Raw genomic sequence first — 19,272 nt, forward strand, 5'->3', positions numbered from 1 at the left:
CCATTCAAACCTTACCTAAAACGACGTCTCATCTGATAGTACGTTGCTGCTAATGCAAAAATAAGTACAGTGCCCTTTACAATATCATGTGCATAGTAAGGCAAATTCAGCATGGTCAAAGCGTTCAGGAGTACACCGATCAGTACAGCACCTACAAAGGTCCCCCCGACATTTGGTTTACCAGCTCCTAACACAGAATAGCCAACAAATGCTGCCGCAACCGCATCCATTAACAAAGGGGCACCCCCATCTACCTGCCCAGTCCCGATACGTGCCGTCATTAGAACACCTGCCAAGCCACAAAAGAGTCCTGATAACAAATAAGCTAACACCCGATAGCGATCAACTGGAATTCCTGATAGACGAGCCGCTTCCTGATTGCCACCAACTGCATAGAGTAAACGGCCAAAACGCGTATAATGCAGAAAAATATACACCAAGACCACAGCTACTAGCATGATTATCACTGAGATGGGAATGTTAGCTATCGTCCCCTGGCCAATTTTCAAAAAGGTTGGAGATATCACTCCTGGAGCTGTTGTCTGATCTGGCATAACCATGTTAGAAGTAATGGAATACCCCTTTGTATATACCAAATGAATTCCTTTCACAATGTAGAGAGCCGCTAAGGTAGCCAGCAAATCAGGAATCCTCACTTTTACTACCAGAAAAGCATTACATAATCCAATCAAACCTCCTATAACTATCGGTACCAAAACAGCTAACCACACGCTTTGTTCAAACCAGACCATGATAGAGGCTGACACGACAGAAGCTAGTGAGACAATAGAGCCTACTGACATGTCAAAGCCATTGGCAATAAGAGTAAACGTAACTCCAATAGCAACAAGCGTAACGATAGAAATGGACTGTAAAATACCAGTAATATTGTTAAACGTGAAAAAATACTCATTTACAATGCTAAACAACACGATGATAAACGCAATAAAACCTAATGTTCCATATCGAAATAGAAGATGTAAAAGCTTATCTTTAGCTGTTCCTTGTGCCATACTACTGTCCTCCGCTCGCGTAATACATGATGGTTTCCACTGTTGCTTGTGATCGGCTTAGTTCTTTAACGAAGGACCCGTCGTACATGACCAAAATGCGATCCGCAATCCCTACAAGCTCCTCGAACTCACAAGAAAGATACACAATCCCTTTTCCATTTTTAGCTAAATTTCCGATGATTCTATAGATTTCTGATTTCGCTCCTACGTCAACACCCTTCGTCGGCTCATCGAAAATAAAGATATCGGCTTCCGTCGCCAGCCATTTCCCAATCACTACTTTTTGTTGATTTCCTCCACTTAATGAGCCAATAGGCAACTGCGGGTTAGCTACTTTGATCTGTAATGCTTGAATCAGCCCTTTTACAGCTTCACTTACTAACAGCGAGCGCAAGAAACCGAATCGACTATAGTTACGAAGGGTAGTCATTGTTAAATTAACAGCTACGGATTCTTCTGCCATGATGCCTTCTCGCCTACGCTCCTCGGGAATCAAGGCAATCCCCTCATCAACAGCTACTTTTGGCGATGTACATTTCAGCTTTTTCCCTCTTTTGTACACTTCTCCTGAGGTCAGTGGGTCAGCTCCAAATAGAACCCGAGCTAATTCCGACTTTCCTGCCCCCACAAGACCCGCAATCCCTACAATTTCACCTTCATGAACCGTAAAGGAAAGGTTGCGTACTTGTGATCCAGCCACTACATTTTTACACGTAAGCAACCGCTCTCCTATTTTGACCTGCTCTTTGGGATATTCCTGAGACAATGCCTTTCCTAGCATACTGGTAATAACCTCATGCGGATTGGTCTCTTTTGCCTGCTTGCACAAGACTAGCTCGCCGTCTCGTAAAACCGTAATTCGATCACTAATCTCAAAGACCTCTGGCATTCTATGAGAGATAAATACGATTCCAATCCCCTGTTCACGCAATTGTTTGATGATCTGGAACAACTGCACCGTTTCTGCTTGACTTAAAGGAGCAGTTGGTTCATCTAAAATAATAATCTTAGCCTTTTGAGCAATCGCCTTAGCTAAAAGCACCAACTGCTTCTCGGATAAAGTTAGTTCCTCGACCTTTTTTTGCACAGGTATATCGAGTCCTAGCCGCTTGAGTGCTTTGGCTGCTGTTTCCTCCAAGCTTCGCCAGTTAATAAAAGGAGAGCGTCCCCTCTCTACAAAGCCCTCCAGCAGAATATTTTCCGCTACGCTTCCATATCCAATAAGTGCTGTATCCACTTCCTGATATACACATTGGATACCATGTGCCTTGGCGTCCTGCGGCTCGGTCAGATTAACTTCTTTTCCATCTATGAAAATTTGGCCAGCATCTAATGCATAAGCACCTGTCATGATTTTCATCAATGTACTCTTGCCCGCCCCATTTGCCCCAAGCAAAGCATGAACTTCTCCAGGTCTCACAGTAAAATCCACGCCGCGTAAAGCTGGGACAGAGCGAAATGCTTTTTTGATCCCCTTCATCTCTAATGCTGTCAACGTGCCTCTCCCCTTCTATGGGCGGATTTTACAAGGGGTCTGGCAACCTCTATGCCAAACCCCATTCACCGCTACCTTTCCTATTGACCCTGTGTGCTGGTGCCCCATTCCTTCACGTACTTGTTCAAATCTGCCATTTTCACAGGCTCCTTAGGCAATTGTTCACGTGTGATTAGCACAGGATTTAAGCTTACCTTATCTGGTACCTGCTCTCCCTTCAGCTTCTTAAATAAGTATCGTGCCTGTACCCGTCCAATATCAGAAGGGTCTACGGCTGCCGTGGCAATCCATGGTGAATTTTGGTCTTGGAGCATTTGCAAATCCTCATCGCTCATATCTATGCCGTATACCTTAATTTCATTGCGTCCAGCCTGCTGTATCGCGCGTGTCGCACCTTTAGCAAATTCATCCCAAGCAGTCCAAACTGCTGTGATATCTCCTTTGTTTGGATACTGCTTCAGAATCGCTTCCATTTGCGCCTGCGTATCAAGAGCCGTGTTAGCAGAAGCTGATCCGAATGCAGCAATTTCGTTAAAGCCTGAATTTTTGTCCATAAATGCCTTATAAGCGATTTGACGACGTTCCATTGGAGTAAAACCAGCTACCCATATCTTCACAATATTTCCTTTGCCACCTGTGTCTTGTGCCATTTTGTTTAGTGTTTGTTCAGCCAATTTGATATCATCTTGCTCTACTACTGTTACTCCCGGAATATCTAATCCTGTATCAAAAGCTACAATTGGAGTCTTTTGAGCCAAGGCCTTTTGAACACCTGGTGCTAAGCTATCTGCACGTCCATGATCCAGCAAAATGCCATCAAATTGTTGGGTAACAGCCGCGTCCACATGTGAAGCCATTTTAGCAAGGTCATTATCCCCGCTTAAAACTGTCAGTTCTCCCCCCAGCTTCTCTACCTCTTCCTTCACGCCTGCAATATATTGAGATGAAAACGAACCAATATTAAATTGCACCACCAGCGCAATTCGTTTTTTCTTATCTGTCGTAGGTTGATCCCCAGCAGTTTCACTACTTGATGCTGACACGTTATCGGCTTTTGATGTAGAGGTTACACCACAACCGCTTAGCACACTTCCTATTAGAAAGAATATTGCGAATAAATAGACGGAACCTTTGTTAATTAGACCTTTCATCTTGTTTCTCCCCTTTTTCATTTATCTCTTTTTGTGAAAAAATGTACAATACTCATTGGTTCAGTCATAGCTGAGTACTACTCGATATAAAAAAGCCCCTTTTCCTAAGAAAAGAGGCTTGTGTATATGGAAACCCACTACGCCTCTTATCTCTCAGGTTTCCCTGCAGGAGGTAGCACCTTGATGTCTTGTCAAACAGACATTAGGTTGCCGGGCGTCATCGGGCCAGTCCCTCAGCCAACTCTTGATAAGAGAGTATTTTAAATTTTGTAACGTTTTTTCTTACAACAGATATTACACCTGGGTCCTTATCCATGTCAATAGATTATTTTGCTTCACCTTCAAATTTCTTTGAACCGCCTGCATAAGTATAAATAAACACCTGCGCATTCTTATTGTCACCTTTATCATCGAAAGAAACATGTACAAACTGTCCTTTAAAATCTTGTGTTTTGTGAATGGCTTCGAATACTTGAGCACGAGTTGGTTTTTTGTTTCCATTCGCTTTAGCCGCCTCCTCAATGCCATTGATAGCTACAGCCATGGCATCGTAGCCAAACGAGGTAAATATCCCCAGCTTTTTGCCTGTTGAGCCTTCAAATTCCTGTATCCATTTCTTCCCTTCTTCTGTTGCTTTTACGTCACCAACAGTGGAGGTAAACACGACACCCTCTGCTGCAGGTCCCGCAATTGTAAACATCTCAGCAGAATCAAGACCATCAGCACCCATAAACACACCGGTAAATCCTTTTTCCCGCAACTGCTTAATTAAAATTCCTGCCTCTGCATAATAACCGCCAAAATAGACCATTTCCGGCTTCTTCGCTAACACTTGGTTCACCACTGCACTATAGTCCTTCTCACCAGCAGTCAAGCCTTCAAAACCTAGAACGCTAACACCATCCTTCTCAAATTGCTTCTTTACTTCATTGGCTAAGCCTTGACCGTACGCTTGTTTATCATGAATAACCATTGCATTTTTTACATTCAAGGTATTTTTTGCATAAATAGCCGCTTTTCTTCCTTGTTCGTCGTCGCGTGCACAAATACGATGTGCTACTTTTTTACCTCCCTCAGTAAATTCCGGCCCTGTTGTAGAAGGCGATACCATGACCAAACCAGCTTTTTCATAAGCTGTTACAGCAGACAAGGATGAACCCGTAGTCACGTGACCTACAACCGCTACTACGTCGTTGTCGTTAATCGCCATTTGGGCGTTAACAACACCTTGTTTAGGTTCTGCTTGGTCATCTAAAGGTTTTAATTCAACGTTAAGGCCTAAGTCTTGTAGTTCCTTCTGCTTTAATTTTAGTGCATATTCGGCTCCTGCTTTGGCGGAGTCACCATAATCTGAAGCTGAACCTGAGAGCGGACCAACTAACGCAATCACAATCTTGTCTCCACTTGCTGCGCCACTTCCTCCCTCACTCCCCTTCTGCTGTGAAGTGCCTGATGTCGCATTATTCCCGCCAGCACACCCTGACAAAGCTGCTCCAGCCAATAAAATTGAAGATACGATTGCAAGTGATTTTTGATTTACTTTCATGTCTTGTCCCTCTTTCGCTTTTTAATTAGTTGAATATTATGAATATTCAAAAATATAAAAGGCGGCTTATGCTAAAATGTATCGATCTTCTGAGAAAGCTTCTCCGCCTCTTGCCTCCTCAAACGCCTGTAGTAAGTCCTTTGTTGTCATTTGTGCTTTCGTCTCTTGGGGAAGGTCCAAAATAATCCTCCCTTCATGCATCATGAATAATCGATTTCCCATATGCAGGGCCTGTTCCATGTTATGAGTAACCATAAGCGTAGTCAATTTGTTTTCTTCCACTATTTTTTTGGTCAAATCAACAATTAACTGAGCCCGTTTTGGGTCCAAAGCAGCTGTGTGTTCGTCCAGCAGTAATAATTTAGGATTGATAAACGTAGCCATCAGCAAGCTCAACGCCTGACGTTGTCCACCAGATAGAAAGCCAACCTTGGTTTTCAAACGATTTTCTAATCCTTGGTCTAATATTTTCAGCTTCTCTTGAAAAAACGTTCTTTTTTTATTGGTTACACCCAGTGTAAGCGTACGGTGACGGCCACGAGAATAAGCGATAGCCAAGTTCTCCTCAATTGTCATCTGTGGAGCTGTACCTGCCATTGGGTCTTGAAATACTCGTCCAATCAAAGCGGCTCGCTTATGCTCCCCCTGTTTCGTTACATTCTGCTGATCAATAAAAATACTTCCTGTATCAGGTAGAATGCCACCAGATATCGTATTCATCAAAGTAGACTTTCCTGCACCATTGCTACCAATCACTGTCACAAAATCCCCATGTTCAAGTTTTAGATGTATGTTGCTAAGGGCAATCTTTTCATTTACGGTATTTTGATTAAACACCTTGGTTACATTGGTTATTTCTAACACGATCATTACCCACCTTTCACCGTTCTGCCTATTTTCCAAACACCCTTCATGATGTTCGGTAAAATTAGGGCAATGATTACAATAATTGCCGTGATCAGCTTCATATCGGACGCAAGGAAACCCTGCCGCAGAGCAAACGCAATCACCAGTCGATACACAATGGAACCAAGAATGACTGCGAGCGTAAGTCGCATTATACTTTTTGTCCCAAACAGCACCTCCCCGATAATGACGGAAGCAAGTCCGATGACGATCATTCCAATTCCCATCCCTACATCAGCAAAGCCCTGATATTGCGCTACTAAAGCTCCAGAAGCAGCTACCAGCGCATTTGATAACGCCAGACCTATAATCGTAGTCGTATCTGTATTAGCCCCGAAGCTGCGGATCATCCGATCATTATCGCCTGTCGCTCGAATATCTAGTCCCAGGTCTGTATGCAAAAACCAGTCCAACATTAGCTTTACAATCAACACCATGATGAGAAATACAATAGAACTCGCTACTGAGACACCATAGATTTGAAAGTCAAATATGGAGACTGCCTGGGCTTTCGTATAGAGTGTTTCCTCTCGCAACAGTGGTATATTTGATTTTTTCCCCATGATCCGTAGATTGATTGAATATAATGCAATCATGGTTAAAATACCTGCCAGAAGTCCATTTATTTTTCCCTTTGTCGTCAGAACCCCAGTAAATACACCAGCAATCGCGCCACCTGCCATGGCAAGTGAGGTTGCTAAAAATGGATTCATTCCGTCTACAATAAGGGTAGCTGCAATAGCTCCTCCCATGGCAAAACTACCATCCACCGTTAAATCAGGAAAATTCAGAATTCGAAAGGTTAAAAAAACGCCCAGTACCATGACTGCGAAGAGTAGTCCTTGTTCAATTGCTCCAACGATTGCAATGTTCATTGTTTCCCCCTCTTTAACTCCCTCTGTCAATTGCTTATTGATCAAAGGTTTGTACAGCTTTGTCTATGAGATCCTGCGGTAATGATATGCCCATTTTTTCGGCTGCCTTTTTATTAATGACCAGCTTCATTTCCTTTTGGGATTCCACTGGCATATCACCCACCTTCCTTTCTCCCTTAAGAATTTTAGTAGCCATATCTCCTGTTTGCGCACCGAGCAGGCTATAATCAATACCAAAAGTAGTAATGGCCCCACTCTTTACGGAATTCTCTTCTCCAGCGACCACAGGAATTTTTTGTGCTTCCGCAACACTCACAACTGCTGAGATAGAGGCTACTACCATATTATCTGTTGGCACATAAAAGGAATCCACCTTACCTACCATAGACTCTGCAGCTTGCTTTACCTCAGTTGGATTTGTGATAGCAGCTTCTATGATCGTTAGCCCTAACTTTTGAGCTGCCTCTTTCGCTTTATCTACCTGCACTTTTGAATTGACTTCCCCAGCGTTATAGATTACACCTACATTTTTTGCATCGGCTTTCACCTTTTTAATCAATGATAATTGCTCTTCTACGGGATTCATGTCTGTGGTGCCAGATACATTGCCACCTGGTTTAACCATTGATTGAACTAATCCAGCACTTACTGGATCGGTCACTGCGGTAAACAGAATAGGGATATCTGTGGTAGTTTGTGCTACTGCTTGTACAGCAGGGGTGCCAATAGCAAGAATGAGATCAACCTTGTCGCCAGTGAATTTTTTGGCTATTTGAATCGCCGTATCCATATTCCCCTGTGCGGATTGAAGATCATATGCCACCGTTTTATTTTCTTCAAAACCATTTGCCTTCATTTTGGCTATAAATCCATCCCTCGCAGCGTCTAAAGCTGGATGTTCGATTATTTGCATAATTCCGACTTTAATGACTTTAGATTCATTTGTAGCAGATTGAGCTCCAGAATTTGCTCCGTTTTGGTTGCTAGCTGGAGCTGTGCCAGTCTGACTACAGGCAGTTGCAATCAAAAGCATTAGGATTGAAAATGCGGCCAAAACGAACCTTACCTTACTTAATTTACCTTTCACACAGAATCCCCCTTTACCTTCTACAAGTAACGATATACGTAACTATGTTACCATTAATCATTTATATTTTGAAGAGTCAGAAAATTATTTTATCGGGCTTTTACCCGATTCCTATTAAAATATAGAAAGTGATTGTAGCCAGGAATATAGATCTGGTACGGATTCAAAGGCATACTTTCGTGCCACTTCTCTATCACGCTGGTAAATAATGAGACATGGGACACTGGTAATTTTCCAGTCTTGTGCCAGCTTTTTATGAATATTAATATTAACTCGGTAAAACACCACTGTAGGAAAGAGCTGTTCTAGCATCGTCACCATCTGACTAGCAATTTGACAGGTTCCACACAGCGGCGTATACAGATAGAATATCGAGTATTCTGTGTGTAATAAATCTACTTGAATTAGCTTTTGGGCATCGATGATCTCTTTCACGTTACCTCTCTTCCCCTCCTTGGCAGAATAAATTCCTGCTACTTGCATTTCTAAGTATACGCTAATCCAGCCATAACGCTTTGCAAAGATACTGGGTTGTATGTAGGATTTGCTCTTCTATTTATAGGGTTGTTTATTAATACTGGATCATTTCAGCAGTAATAACAATAGTAGGATTTCTGACAATAATATTTTATGATTAGAAAAAATGATATTACCCGTTCTCGTTTGGATTAAACGGAGCAAGAATATTGTTAGCCCAAAAATCAATGTGGTCACAACGTGGTTATCTGCCTTACATTGTTGTCACAAATCTGCTCTACTGCCACTTCGTTTTGGTCTTTTCAAATAATAAAAGTACACCACTCCATAAATAAGTGGTGTACTTTTATTATTTCACAACATGATAGACAAGTTTTTACATGAAATAGCCACATGTCCTAAATGTTATAGAATAAGAGTGGTTTTTCTCGTTTACGGCAAAGAAATCAAGTCCAATAGCTTCTTGTTACGAGCTTCACGTTCGCTTTCTTCTGCCAAGTCGTATTTTTTAAGCGCATGAAACAGTTCGTTCAAAGTCGATTGAGGCAGCTCCTTTTGTAAAAATACATGTATCTGCTCTGCCAATGCTTTAGGTAAATAAGTCTGTTGATCCGCGCATTTTTGTAGGACATCCGCCTGACTGTGATCTAGCTTGCATTCCCCCATATTTATTGCCTCCTTCTTATTTTCCTATCCTTACCTTAACCTGTTTTCGCCCAAGCTTCCATCTTTTTGGGCGCAAAAATTTTATTTCCTCAATAACCATCCACCCATTTTTGACATATTGATATAGGGCAGAGACAAAGGAGGGTGATATAACATGTCAAGTATCTTTGGTGGTAATGGTTGTGGCGATTTCTCTTGTATCCTAGTGTTGTTTATTCTTTTGGTGATTATCAGTTGCTGCTGCTTCGATAATTGCAATTCTCGCTGCTAAGCACTGAGACACCCTAACTGGAAATGGTCTACCTCGTATAGGAGCTAATATATCACGGCAGACTTATATCCATCACGAATCCTAGGTAGCTATGAACCTAGCCATTTCCTAGGTGAGTTAGATCACCATCTCAATATGTGATTTACAGCGAAGTAAAAAGACGCCACATTAATGGCGTCTTTTTACATATTTCCTGTATTAATTTGTTCACTCTGACGACCTTTCATTTTGACGTAGCTCTAGCCTTCTGATTTTACCGGAAGTAGTTTTGGGCAACTCGCTGACAAACTGAATTTTACGTGGATATTTATATGGGGCGGTCAAGCTTTTTACATGCTCCTGTAATTGTGTAATCAATTCATCAGACGCTTCCACCCCTTGTTTTAATACAATAAAGGCTTTTACAACCTGTCCGCGATCAGGATCTGGACTAGCTACGGCTGCGCATTCTGCAACTGCTTCATGCTTTACTAACGCATCCTCTACCTCAAACGGTCCAATCGTATAGCCAGACGAAATAATAATGTCATCAGAACGCCCCTCAAACCAAATATAGCCATCCTCGTCCTGACGACCTTGATCCCCCGTTACATACCAGTCACCCCGAAACGCTCGCTGTGTCCGTATGGAATCATTCAAATACCCTTTACATAAAGCAATCATTTTGCGATCGACTGCAATATCTCCCACTTTTCCTGCTTCCAATTCATTGCCTTCCTCGTCAATAATCGCGATTCGCACCGCTGGAGAAGGCCGTCCCATCGAGCCTGGACGCGGTTCCATTCCAATAAATGTACCTACCAGCAAAGTATTTTCCGTTTGCCCGTATCCGTCTCGTACAGTCAGGTTGAAGGTCCTGCGAAACGTATCAATGACTTCACGATTTAAAGGCTCACCGGCTGAACAAGCAGAGCGCAAAGCGTTCATTTTATAATTTGCCAAATCAGGCATTTTCGCTATCAGCCTGTATTCCGTTGGAGTGGCACACATAACGGAAATGGGATATTTTTGTAACAGGGATAAATAGGTATCAGGTCTAAATTTCCCTTTATAGACAAAAGCGGTTGCACCCTTGCCTAATGTAGATACAAAAGGACTCCATATCCATTTTGCCCATCCTGGGCTTGCTGTGGCCCATACCAGATCATTTTCTTGAACGTCAAGCCAATAGGTAGCTGCGACAGCTAAATGAGCGAACGGCCAACCGTGAACATGCATAACACCTTTAGGCCCACCAGTCGTACCTGATGTGTAAGATAGGAAGGCAAGCTCATCCGATCCTGTCGCTACGCTCTCAGCTTCTTCTGCTACACCGACTAGGATATCAGTTAGCTCCTGCCATCCCTTCCTATGCTCCCCAACTGAAATAAAACAAGTTAGTGATTCACAATCATCTCGAATATCATCAATTTCAGATAGCAGTTCCTTTGTAGCAATAATGGCTTTCGCCTTTGCATGGTTAGCACGATACGCAATATCCTTCCCCCTTAGCATTTCAGAGCCGGGTATCACGACAGCACCCATTTTTATCAGTGCTAAATAAATCCCATATGCTTCTATCCCCCGCGGCACTAACACAAGCACTTTATCATAGCAAGCAATTCCACAGCTTAGGAAAGCATTCACAAGCTTATTCATATAAATGCGTAATTGCTCGTAGGTAAGGATTTCTTCCTTTTCGTCTTCTGAGACAATCACAAGTGCAGCTTTCTCTGGATGAAGAAGAGCATATCTCTCTACTTCAGATGCAAAGTTATACAGTGGCGGAATCTCAACCATTCCATGTTCTTGCAGCTTATCTGTTGACATGATAAATCCCTCCCTTAGATGTAACTGTTATTTAATAAGGAATTCTATTTATTTTCTGAAAATTCCTTTTTCTGAGACAAATATGTAAATATCCTGTTTGATTGCATAAATATTAATCATCTGCTATGATTTGTTCGTGTTTTTTGCAACATGGAGGGAACATCAATGACAACAAAAAAATGGGGAGCTTGGATGCTAACCGCCATTGTGGTAGGTAACATGGTAGGCTCAGGAATCTTTATGCTACCAGGTGCCTTAGCAAGAATAGCTAGCCCCTTGGCAGTCACCTTAGCATGGTTGCTTACCGGGTTTGGAGTCTTATTAATTGGGCTCGTCTTTGGTAATTTAGCAATTCGCCGACCTGATCTGACTGCAGGTCCACAGAGTTATGCCTCTGCCTTATTTCGAAATCAAAGACGGGGGAAAGTATTCGGTTTTACAATTGCTTGGGGTTATTGGGTGGCGAATTGGTCAGGAAATGTAGCGATTATCACAACATTTGCCGGATATCTTTCTACCTTTTTTCCTATCATGAAACAAACTAGTGTTTTATTTCAAATTGGCTCTTTTCCGGTTGAGACTGGGAAACTCATCACCTTTTTAGTCTGTACGATTTACCTATGGGGGACGCATTTCATTTTATGCCGTAACACTTTGGTAGCCGGTAGACTTAACTTCATGGCAACAGCCACAAAAGTGGTCGGATTTGTCTTTTTCATGGTTGCTGCTCTTTCTATTTTTCAATGGTCCATGATGGGGTCGTTTTATTATCCAATGCCAGAAGCCGGTTCTACAGTAGAGCATGGATTGCTTGAACAAGTCAATCTAGCGGCTATTTCAACGCTATGGGCATTTGTAGGAATCGAGTCTGCCTCCATTTTATCATCACGAGCTCGCTCCCAGCGAGATGTAAAAATAGCTACGATTCTTGGATTAGTAATTGTTGTCTGTATCTATGTTTTAATTACATTACTGACCATGGGTGTGCTCCCTGTCGAAGCACTGCGTCATTCAGATAAACCGCTAGCAGATGCACTCGTTGCTATTATGGGACCTACCGGGGGCATTGTCTTAGCACTTCTAGCGATTTTTTCCCTAGTTGGGACAACGATTGGCTGGATTTTAGTTGGTTCGGAGGTATCCTATCAAGCGGCACAAGCAGGGATGTTTCCTAAAATCTTTGAAAAAACGAATCAGCATGGAAGCCCGGCTCAAGCCTTATTGATTACTAATTTGTGCACACAGCTCTTTGTTTTTTCCACCATTTCCAATACGATCGCAGGAGCCTTTACCTTTGTCATCACAGTAGCAACTCTTGCTTATCTGATCCCGTATATCGTATCTGCCCTCTTTCAATTGAAGCTGGTTTATACGGGAGAAACCTATCGTACTGGTGAAGCACGAGCTAGGTTATTGGATGGTTGCATTGGAATTCTAGCAACGCTCTATTCAATGTGGGTGATAAAAACAGGTATTGCGGATTTAGAAACCCTTTTACTGGGAATAGGACTTTTCTTTAGTGCAATTTTGATCTACCCTTTTGCTTTTAAGAAAGCAGTTTGATATAGTCCAGAACAACAGCTCAAGACTTCATCGTTATATAGAAAAAAGCAGGAAGGAGTTTGTGCTCCTTACCTGCTTTTTCTGATTATCCTCTTATGTTTAGCCACCTTCGAATAGAAGTTGCCCCTATTCCTTCTCCTCTGGATAAATCCACTCTTCTGGTTCACGAATAATAGACAGCTCATTAAAGGCTCGATAATAGGCAACATAGCTTTTATTGGCTTTTTGATATTCTACCTGATAAATCGTGTTACCCTTATTACTTTTGTCAAACGGGCTTTTTTCCAGCGGTATGACAGTGGCAGAAGTAAGCTGCCCGCCACGCTGGGCTATCGTCTGCTGGATTGTATCTATATTCGCGTCTTTTGCTTGTCTAAATCCGAGGAATGCCGCAATAACTGCTAGTACGCTTACAACCAAAAATCCGATGATCAGCAGTTTTGATTTCTTTGTACTGTCCATCCGGTTCCTCCTTGCGACTAAGCTTGTGCGTTTGCTTTTGCCGCTTCCTTCGCATCTATAGATACCTTATCAATGGTACCGCCGCCCAAACATTCTTCTCCTTGATAAAAGACAACTGCCTGCCCAGGAGTCACTGCTTTTTGCGGTTCAGCAAATTCGACCTTGTAGGTATCTTTTTCTATCCGCCGAACCGTAACCTGCTGATCCGGTTGACGATAACGGAATTTAGCCATGCAGGTAAATACTTCTTCTTTTGGTTCATCACTTACCCACTTCACTTGTTCAGCGATCAGGTGTGATGAGTAAAGCCAAGGATGGTTTGAGCCTTGTCCAACAATGAGAACATTTCTCTCTAAATCCTTGTCAACAACAAACCAAGGTAGTCCTTCTCCTGCTCCTCCTCCAATGCCAAGGCCTTGTCGTTGTCCTAATGTGTAATACATTAAGCCATCATGGTTACCGATAACCTCGCCATCTGTAGTTTCAATTTTACCTGGTCTTGCAGGCAGATAATTTTGGAGGAACTCACGGAAATTACGTTCACCAATAAAGCAGATGCCTGTGCTGTCTTTTTTCTTAGCTGTAGCAAGTCCTGCTCGATCAGCAATTTCACGCACTTGTTTTTTGGGTAAATGACCAATCGGAAACAAGGTTTTAGCTAATTGCTTCTGACCTAATTGATTCAAAAAGTAGGTTTGATCTTTATTTTCGTCAACGCCTCTTAGCAATTTATATTCACCATCACGTAGTTCTACACGCGCATAGTGACCCGTTGCTACATAGTCAGCGCCCAAGTCCATGACCTTGTTCAAGAATTCACCGAACTTAATTTCTCGGTTACACATTACATCTGGATTAGGTGTTCGTCCACTTTTATATTCATCTAAAAAATAAGAGAATACCTTCTCCATATATTCCTTCTCAAAATTAACTGTATAGTAAGGTATACCGATTTGGTCACATACACGGCGCACATCATGATAATCCTCTTCTGCTGTGCAATGACCAAATTCGTCCGTATCGTCCCAGTTCTTCATGAAGATGCCGATAACGTCGTAGCCTTGTTCTTTGAGAAGCAAAGCGGTCACGGAAGAGTCAACCCCACCGGACATCCCGACAACGACACGTGTATCTTCAGGTTTTTTCATGTTAAATCTCCTCTCTGCACCAACAAACTTCCTATTTCCATCATAACTGATATTCACAATAAGAACGATTGAAAATAAGTTTATTATACTAAAAATAAAAAGGAAAGGGAAATGATATACAACTAAACGGAATTCTATATAAAAAGACCGTAGTACGCTTGGCACTAACGGTCACTCGATTACACAAAAGGGATATGTCTTCTTATTGCAGTTCGTCTTCAATCTCGGAACTGAAAGAATCGATACTGTTTTCACGACGAGCATTTTTATTTTGTAGATCGGAACGCTCTTTATTGGAGATTTCGTCTTCATGTGCTTTCAGGTAATCCTTTGTCTGACTAATATTTTGCTGTGTGTTTTCAATCATTTGTTTTAGCTTTGCAACATTGTCGGAACGATCGTCTGGTTTCGCCATAGATATTCTCTCCTCCTAAATAAATTGCTAGAATATCATATATTTTTTTCCAAAAAGGAGATTTTATGCATATCAATTACGAAATAACTTGCTTTCTGCACACCTGTTTTTAGGTTTAAAACGCCCGAATATTCGAATCTTAGACGTCCTACTTTGTTCTGTAATCACCCTCGTAGCCATATTGCCATTGGTTTTTACATCTTTTGACTTCTTGTGATTCAATCTATCACAAGCTTCTCCATTTCATCATAAGGAGTCTGAAACCTCCGAAATGGCATATATCCAGATAATCTTAGCTTAGTTAACTAAACAGATTCGTTGGCTGCCTGCACCCAAGCCAAGCGCCTTTCATTTACTAGGCTATAATTATAATAATATAAACAATTTGCTCCCTCTTCTACCGCAGCTTTTACTTTCTCTATCAAAGCTCCCTTTGTTTTCGTTCGTTGATGGTGCAGAGAAAGCGCAACACCAATCTCCTGTTTGGGATCATGTAATTGTAGATTTTGAACTCCGTATCGCAGGGAGTCAGTCTGGTCACCATACATTAAAGGAACAAAGCGATCGACATGGGGGGCAAGATTACGTAACGACACTCCTTCTAAAAATGACTGGTTTACAGAGAACGGTGTCGAGGATGGAATGTAATCTATTTTTACCTGATAACGTCCTGCGATTTCATGCAAGCTAGCAATCAGGTCTGTAGTGATTTGTTCTCGGGATTGTTGATAGGCATACAATTCAGGATATGAGAGCATCAAATAAGCAATTTGGCTACCTTCTTCTGGGAGCGGTCCGTAATCTTTGGATAACATCGGTTGTAGCAAGCGTTTGGACAATTCTTGTACAGCATCTCCATCAATACCTCTCTCCGTCGCAATTCGTTTACATGCCGGACAGAAGCAAAGCGAAAGTAACCATTGAGCCGCTTCACCTACATGCAACAAATTTATCTCATGATGGCCGCCATGCTTCATCATCATAAAAGAGGCTGCTTCTACCGTAATCCGATCTGGTTGAACCTGAATTAACGTATCCTCAAATAAAGCCTCTATATATTCCTTTACGTCTGGCTGAGCTGGACATAAGCTGTATGTAAATCTATCCCTCCATACATTTTGTACACATAATTCAGGAAATTGGGTACCTATTGCAGAATTATGCACCCCTACCCACCAGGTATGAAAGTGCATATTTTGCTTCCGACAGGCTTCCCTCATCCGTGGAAACAACTCCTCCTTCGCTAACGAGCGATGTACGACTGGCTGGACTCGACCATAGCGTGTCGGATCGGGCCTAAAAAATACTCCTGCGTGCGGCACTTGTAGAAACTGCTCTGTTTGGGATTGAAAAAACCGTCCCTGATGGTAGCTACTATTTAGTACCACCGTATCGCATCCTATTCTTTGCATATCAGATAAGATACGCTCTGTGCCGATTTCATAAACCGTCCATGCATACATAAACATCCCTTTTTGGATTGAAGTAGCCAACCTGCCTCCCCCATTTCGCTGATGTTCTTACTCTTGATCTTGAAAGTCTTTATACAGATTCATGTTGTCTGTAGTAGATTAAATGCCTTTTAGGAGCATATTTCAACCGGATCAAATGAGTGGCTAGTTTTTCCGCACTCTCATTCACTAGAAACAATGCCGTACCCCATTACACCTACTCCCGCCAGCTCTTCTCTATTCAACATATGCAAGTCCCCCTCTCTTCTTTCATTATAAAAGAGAATCTCTTATCAGAGCACAATTTGATCGAATTTTCACTAAATAGTTGCATCTGTTACTAGATGGATATATGATTATCCATCCTAACAGGAAGTACGGCTTTCATTATTCTCTGGCCACTTGCTTACGATAGCAATGACAGTCTACAACGTGATCATTTACCATTCCAACAGCCTGCATAAAGGCATAACAGATGGTAGAACCTACAAACTTAAACCCTCGCTTCTTCAGATCCTTACTTAGTTTGTCACTAATTTCTGTAGTTACCGGAACGTCTTGTAGACTAGAAGGATGGTTTTGGATAGGATTTCCGTCTACAAATGACCATATGTATGTGCTAAACGATCCAAATTCATTTACAACATCAAAATAAGCCTTGGCATTGGTAATGACAGCCTGTATTTTAAGCTTATTTCTTACAATCCCTTCATTATTCATTAGTTCTGCTATTTTCTTGTCATCGTAGGCAATAATTTTTGATGGCTCGAATTGGTCAAAGGCTAGACGATAATTCTCTCTCTTTTTTAAAATGGTGTACCAGCTAAGTCCTGCCTGAGCCCCTTCCAAATTTAAATATTCAAAGAGTAACCGATCATCATAGACTGGGACGCCCCATTCTTTGTCATGATAATCAATATACAAGGGGTCTTGATTTACCCAACCGCATCTATTCATCTGCTTTTCCTCCTTAATTATTACTCACCGAACAAACGTTCCTTTTCTGTAAACCTATCATATCGAATGTTAAACCTGTAAGCAAGATGTAATGCTAAAAAAGCACCCTTGCTCAAGATCTGCAAAGATGCTTTTCCTTATTAATCTACTACACTATCCTTACTCAACGACTGCAATCGCTTCAATCTCAACTAGTGCGCCTTTAGGCAAGGCAGCAACTTGTACGCAGCTACGTGCAGGAGCGTCTTGTTGGAAATATGTATGATAAGCCTCATTCACTTTAGCAAAGTCGTTCAAATCCTGAACAAATACAGTCGTTTTTACTACCTTCTCTAAGCTTGTCCCCGCTTCTTCTAAGATAGCCTGCAAATTTTTCATCGCTTGATGGGTCTGCTCTTCCACTGTTTCAAATAGGTCTGCCGTACCTGGCTTAAACCCTAATTGACCTGAAGTATACACCATGCCATTTACTTTAATTGCTTGTGAGTATGGTCCAATCGCTTGAGGTGCTTTTTCGGTATGAATAACTTGTCTGTTCATAATTGATCCTCCCCTAGATTTTCTTCTCTTTGCTTATTCTGCTACGTTCCCCGCTATATTAAGTACATCCCATGTTCGTGAAAACGGTGGAGAGTAACATAGATCAAGCATTCCTAACTCTTCTGTTGTCAGCTTGTTGTAAATAGCGGCTGCAAGCACATCAACTCGCAGGACAGCTCCTTGTTTCCCAACGATTTGTCCACCAAGAATGACCTTTGTCTCTGCATCATAAATCAGTTTAACATGAATGTCTACCTGACCAGGATAATAATTGGTCTGATTTTTGTCACGAATTAGGATTGTGTTATAGGAGAGCCCTAGCTCCTTTGCTTCCTTTTCTGAAAGTCCTGTACGCCCCGCTTCCAAATCTAGTACCTTTATGCAGGCAGAGCCTAATGTTCCGGGAAAATGACTATTGAGACCCACTAGATTTTCGCCTACAATTCGCCCTAGCTTATTAGCTGTGGTAGCTAACGGAATGTAGACTTCTTGTTTTTTGACCAAATGATAGACCGTTGCACAATCCCCAGCGGCATAAACATCTGGAAGAGAAGTCTCTCCATGCCCATTAATGACAAGCGCGCCATTTTCCAGCATCGTAATCCCTGTATCTGTAAGAAACCCCGTGTTCGGACGCACACCAGTGGCTATCACGACAAGATCAGCCGGATATTGACCTTGATCCGTTATAACCCCCTCTACTTCTATTTCTCCGACAAACCCCTGCACACGTTCCTTTGTATGTAAAAGTACACCTTTACGAAGAATTTCATCAGTCATGATATCGGTGATTTCTTCATCAAATGTTTCAGGAAGAACTCGGCTATCTGCTTGAAATAACCTCACCTCTTTCCCTACATGCAGCATAGCTTCCACGACTTCCATTCCAATATAGCCCCCGCCGATGACCACTACTTGCTTGTATTCAGGCTTCATGACCTTTTCTTTTAGAGCTACACCATCCTGCATACTTTTTAGCGTGAAAATGTTCACAAGGTCTTTGTTATCAAACGGTGGTATAACCGCAGACGCTCCTGTAGCAATCATAATCTTGTCATATTGATCACCAAACTCCAGGCCCGTTTTTAATGACCTTACTCGGATGGTTTTGGACTGTGGATGTAGTGCCATCACCTGATGCTTCGTATGCACGATAATTCCCGAATCGGCAAATTGCTCCTTCGTACGGGCAATCATTTGATTGGGATTCTCAAAAAAATTTCCTACAAAATAGGGTAAACCACATGCGCCAAACGATACCTCTTCGGTCATTTCATAGACTACAATCTCTGCATCTGCATGGATTCGCTTTGCTTTCGCTGCTGCACTCATACCCGCTGCAACTCCACCAATAATGATAATTTTCATCCGCGGCTCTCCTTTTGTTTGTAATAGGTTCTTTATCTAGGCTCAAAGGGATTCTAACAGCTAGCATTGCCA

The 19,272-nt window shown here is 42.0% G+C and carries 19 protein-coding genes and 1 riboswitch; of the genes, 2 read left to right on the plus strand and 17 right to left on the minus strand.

What is annotated here, in order from left to right; all coding sequences use genetic code 11:
- Positions 1 to 11: 11 nt before the first annotated feature.
- The 9 genes from GOP56_RS06345 to GOP56_RS06390 all read right to left on the minus strand — a co-directional run bounded on the left by GOP56_RS06345 (position 12) and on the right by GOP56_RS06390 (position 9,216).
- Entirely contained in the window at positions 12 to 1,013 is a 1,002-nt protein-coding gene (locus GOP56_RS06345) for an ABC transporter permease (protein WP_163245095.1), read from the minus strand.
- Between the two features lies 1 nt (position 1,014).
- The gene (locus tag GOP56_RS06350) at positions 1,015 to 2,508 is read right to left on the minus strand and encodes a sugar ABC transporter ATP-binding protein (RefSeq protein WP_163245096.1); all 1,494 of its coding nucleotides are present in this window, start codon (positions 2,506 to 2,508) and stop codon (positions 1,015 to 1,017) included.
- An 80-nt stretch (positions 2,509 to 2,588) separates the two neighbouring features.
- Positions 2,589 to 3,659, minus strand: a complete 1,071-nt coding sequence (locus GOP56_RS06355) for a sugar ABC transporter substrate-binding protein (protein ID WP_035318326.1) — start codon at positions 3,657 to 3,659, stop codon at positions 2,589 to 2,591.
- Positions 3,660 to 3,802: 143 nt separating this feature from the next.
- Positions 3,803 to 3,913, minus strand: a riboswitch (SAM riboswitch).
- 71 nt (positions 3,914 to 3,984) lie between these two features.
- Positions 3,985 to 5,205: a branched-chain amino acid ABC transporter substrate-binding protein gene (locus tag GOP56_RS06360; protein ID WP_163245098.1), complete on the minus strand. Its 1,221-nt coding sequence runs from the start codon at positions 5,203 to 5,205 to the stop codon at positions 3,985 to 3,987.
- A 66-nt stretch (positions 5,206 to 5,271) separates the two neighbouring features.
- Positions 5,272 to 6,069, minus strand: a complete 798-nt coding sequence (locus GOP56_RS06365; RefSeq protein WP_163245100.1) for an ABC transporter ATP-binding protein — start codon at positions 6,067 to 6,069, stop codon at positions 5,272 to 5,274.
- A 5-nt stretch (positions 6,070 to 6,074) separates the two neighbouring features.
- A complete protein-coding gene (locus GOP56_RS06370) occupies positions 6,075 to 6,986 on the minus strand; it encodes an ABC transporter permease (protein WP_163245102.1) in 912 nt (303 codons plus the stop codon).
- 34 nt (positions 6,987 to 7,020) lie between these two features.
- Positions 7,021 to 8,019, minus strand: a complete 999-nt coding sequence (locus GOP56_RS06375; protein WP_174250705.1) for an ABC transporter substrate-binding protein — start codon at positions 8,017 to 8,019, stop codon at positions 7,021 to 7,023.
- A gap of 168 nt (positions 8,020 to 8,187) precedes the next feature.
- Complete coding sequence (locus GOP56_RS06380; protein WP_174250661.1) at positions 8,188 to 8,508, minus strand: thioredoxin family protein; 321 nt, start codon at positions 8,506 to 8,508, stop codon at positions 8,188 to 8,190.
- 474 nt (positions 8,509 to 8,982) lie between these two features.
- Positions 8,983 to 9,216, minus strand: a complete 234-nt coding sequence (locus GOP56_RS06390; protein WP_163245111.1) for a group-specific protein — start codon at positions 9,214 to 9,216, stop codon at positions 8,983 to 8,985.
- Between the two features lie 154 nt (positions 9,217 to 9,370).
- Between GOP56_RS06390 and GOP56_RS06395 the strand changes: the two genes are divergently transcribed.
- Positions 9,371 to 9,487, plus strand: a complete 117-nt coding sequence (locus GOP56_RS06395; protein ID WP_099421450.1) for a YjcZ family sporulation protein — start codon at positions 9,371 to 9,373, stop codon at positions 9,485 to 9,487.
- 207 nt (positions 9,488 to 9,694) lie between these two features.
- Here GOP56_RS06395 and GOP56_RS06400 read toward each other — a convergent pair whose 3' ends face one another.
- The gene (locus GOP56_RS06400; protein WP_163245114.1) at positions 9,695 to 11,296 is read right to left on the minus strand and encodes an acetate--CoA ligase; all 1,602 of its coding nucleotides are present in this window, start codon (positions 11,294 to 11,296) and stop codon (positions 9,695 to 9,697) included.
- A gap of 165 nt (positions 11,297 to 11,461) precedes the next feature.
- Here GOP56_RS06400 and GOP56_RS06405 point away from each other — a divergent pair, with 165 nt between their 5' ends.
- On the plus strand, positions 11,462 to 12,859 hold the full coding sequence (locus GOP56_RS06405) for an amino acid permease (protein WP_163245117.1): 1,398 nt from the start codon (positions 11,462 to 11,464) through the stop codon (positions 12,857 to 12,859).
- A gap of 126 nt (positions 12,860 to 12,985) precedes the next feature.
- On the opposite strand, the gene GOP56_RS06410 is transcribed toward GOP56_RS06405, so the two are convergent.
- The 7 genes from GOP56_RS06410 to GOP56_RS06440 form a co-directional block, all read right to left on the minus strand.
- Positions 12,986 to 13,321, minus strand: coding sequence for a hypothetical protein (locus GOP56_RS06410; RefSeq protein WP_003340443.1), 336 nt, complete (start codon positions 13,319 to 13,321; stop codon positions 12,986 to 12,988).
- Between the two features lie 17 nt (positions 13,322 to 13,338).
- Positions 13,339 to 14,469, minus strand: coding sequence for a tRNA 2-thiouridine(34) synthase MnmA (mnmA, locus tag GOP56_RS06415; RefSeq protein ID WP_163245119.1), 1,131 nt, complete (start codon positions 14,467 to 14,469; stop codon positions 13,339 to 13,341).
- Between the two features lie 202 nt (positions 14,470 to 14,671).
- Positions 14,672 to 14,884, minus strand: a complete 213-nt coding sequence (tlp, locus tag GOP56_RS06420) for a small acid-soluble spore protein Tlp (protein ID WP_068792460.1) — start codon at positions 14,882 to 14,884, stop codon at positions 14,672 to 14,674.
- A gap of 305 nt (positions 14,885 to 15,189) precedes the next feature.
- A complete protein-coding gene (locus tag GOP56_RS06425) occupies positions 15,190 to 16,377 on the minus strand; it encodes a hypothetical protein (RefSeq protein WP_254068634.1) in 1,188 nt (395 codons plus the stop codon).
- Between the two features lie 345 nt (positions 16,378 to 16,722).
- Complete coding sequence (locus GOP56_RS06430; RefSeq protein WP_121474450.1) at positions 16,723 to 17,292, minus strand: DNA-3-methyladenine glycosylase I; 570 nt, start codon at positions 17,290 to 17,292, stop codon at positions 16,723 to 16,725.
- 159 nt (positions 17,293 to 17,451) lie between these two features.
- Complete coding sequence (locus GOP56_RS06435; RefSeq protein ID WP_022586805.1) at positions 17,452 to 17,832, minus strand: RidA family protein; 381 nt, start codon at positions 17,830 to 17,832, stop codon at positions 17,452 to 17,454.
- Positions 17,833 to 17,865: 33 nt separating this feature from the next.
- Positions 17,866 to 19,200: a CoA-disulfide reductase gene (locus GOP56_RS06440; protein ID WP_163245121.1), complete on the minus strand. Its 1,335-nt coding sequence runs from the start codon at positions 19,198 to 19,200 to the stop codon at positions 17,866 to 17,868.
- Positions 19,201 to 19,272: the final 72 nt, after the last annotated feature.

This window comes from Brevibacillus sp. 7WMA2, from assembly GCF_010748895.1.
Classification (GTDB): domain Bacteria; phylum Bacillota; class Bacilli; order Brevibacillales; family Brevibacillaceae; genus Brevibacillus_B; species Brevibacillus_B halotolerans.

What these genes read in the sequence shown, in the direction of transcription:
- GOP56_RS06345 (WP_163245095.1), bottom strand. Translation starts at nt 1,013, where the DNA reads ATGGCACAAGGAACAGCTAAAGATAAGCTTTTACATCTTCTATTTCGA.
- GOP56_RS06355 (WP_035318326.1), bottom strand. Translation starts at nt 3,659, where the DNA reads ATGAAAGGTCTAATTAACAAAGGTTCCGTCTATTTATTCGCAATATTC.
- GOP56_RS06360 (WP_163245098.1), bottom strand. Translation starts at nt 5,205, where the DNA reads ATGAAAGTAAATCAAAAATCACTTGCAATCGTATCTTCAATTTTATTG.
- GOP56_RS06370 (WP_163245102.1), bottom strand. Translation starts at nt 6,986, where the DNA reads ATGAACATTGCAATCGTTGGAGCAATTGAACAAGGACTACTCTTCGCA.
- GOP56_RS06375 (WP_174250705.1), bottom strand. Translation starts at nt 8,019, where the DNA reads ATGCTTTTGATTGCAACTGCCTGTAGTCAGACTGGCACAGCTCCAGCT.
- GOP56_RS06390 (WP_163245111.1), bottom strand. Translation starts at nt 9,216, where the DNA reads ATGGGGGAATGCAAGCTAGATCACAGTCAGGCGGATGTCCTACAAAAA.
- GOP56_RS06395 (WP_099421450.1), top strand. Translation starts at nt 9,371, where the DNA reads ATGTCAAGTATCTTTGGTGGTAATGGTTGTGGCGATTTCTCTTGTATC.
- GOP56_RS06400 (WP_163245114.1), bottom strand. Translation starts at nt 11,296, where the DNA reads ATGTCAACAGATAAGCTGCAAGAACATGGAATGGTTGAGATTCCGCCA.
- GOP56_RS06405 (WP_163245117.1), top strand. Translation starts at nt 11,462, where the DNA reads ATGACAACAAAAAAATGGGGAGCTTGGATGCTAACCGCCATTGTGGTA.
- GOP56_RS06410 (WP_003340443.1), bottom strand. Translation starts at nt 13,321, where the DNA reads ATGGACAGTACAAAGAAATCAAAACTGCTGATCATCGGATTTTTGGTT.
- mnmA (WP_163245119.1), bottom strand. Translation starts at nt 14,469, where the DNA reads ATGAAAAAACCTGAAGATACACGTGTCGTTGTCGGGATGTCCGGTGGG.
- tlp (WP_068792460.1), bottom strand. Translation starts at nt 14,884, where the DNA reads ATGGCGAAACCAGACGATCGTTCCGACAATGTTGCAAAGCTAAAACAA.
- GOP56_RS06430 (WP_121474450.1), bottom strand. Translation starts at nt 17,292, where the DNA reads ATGAATAGATGCGGTTGGGTAAATCAAGACCCCTTGTATATTGATTAT.
- GOP56_RS06435 (WP_022586805.1), bottom strand. Translation starts at nt 17,832, where the DNA reads ATGAACAGACAAGTTATTCATACCGAAAAAGCACCTCAAGCGATTGGA.
- GOP56_RS06440 (WP_163245121.1), bottom strand. Translation starts at nt 19,200, where the DNA reads ATGAAAATTATCATTATTGGTGGAGTTGCAGCGGGTATGAGTGCAGCA.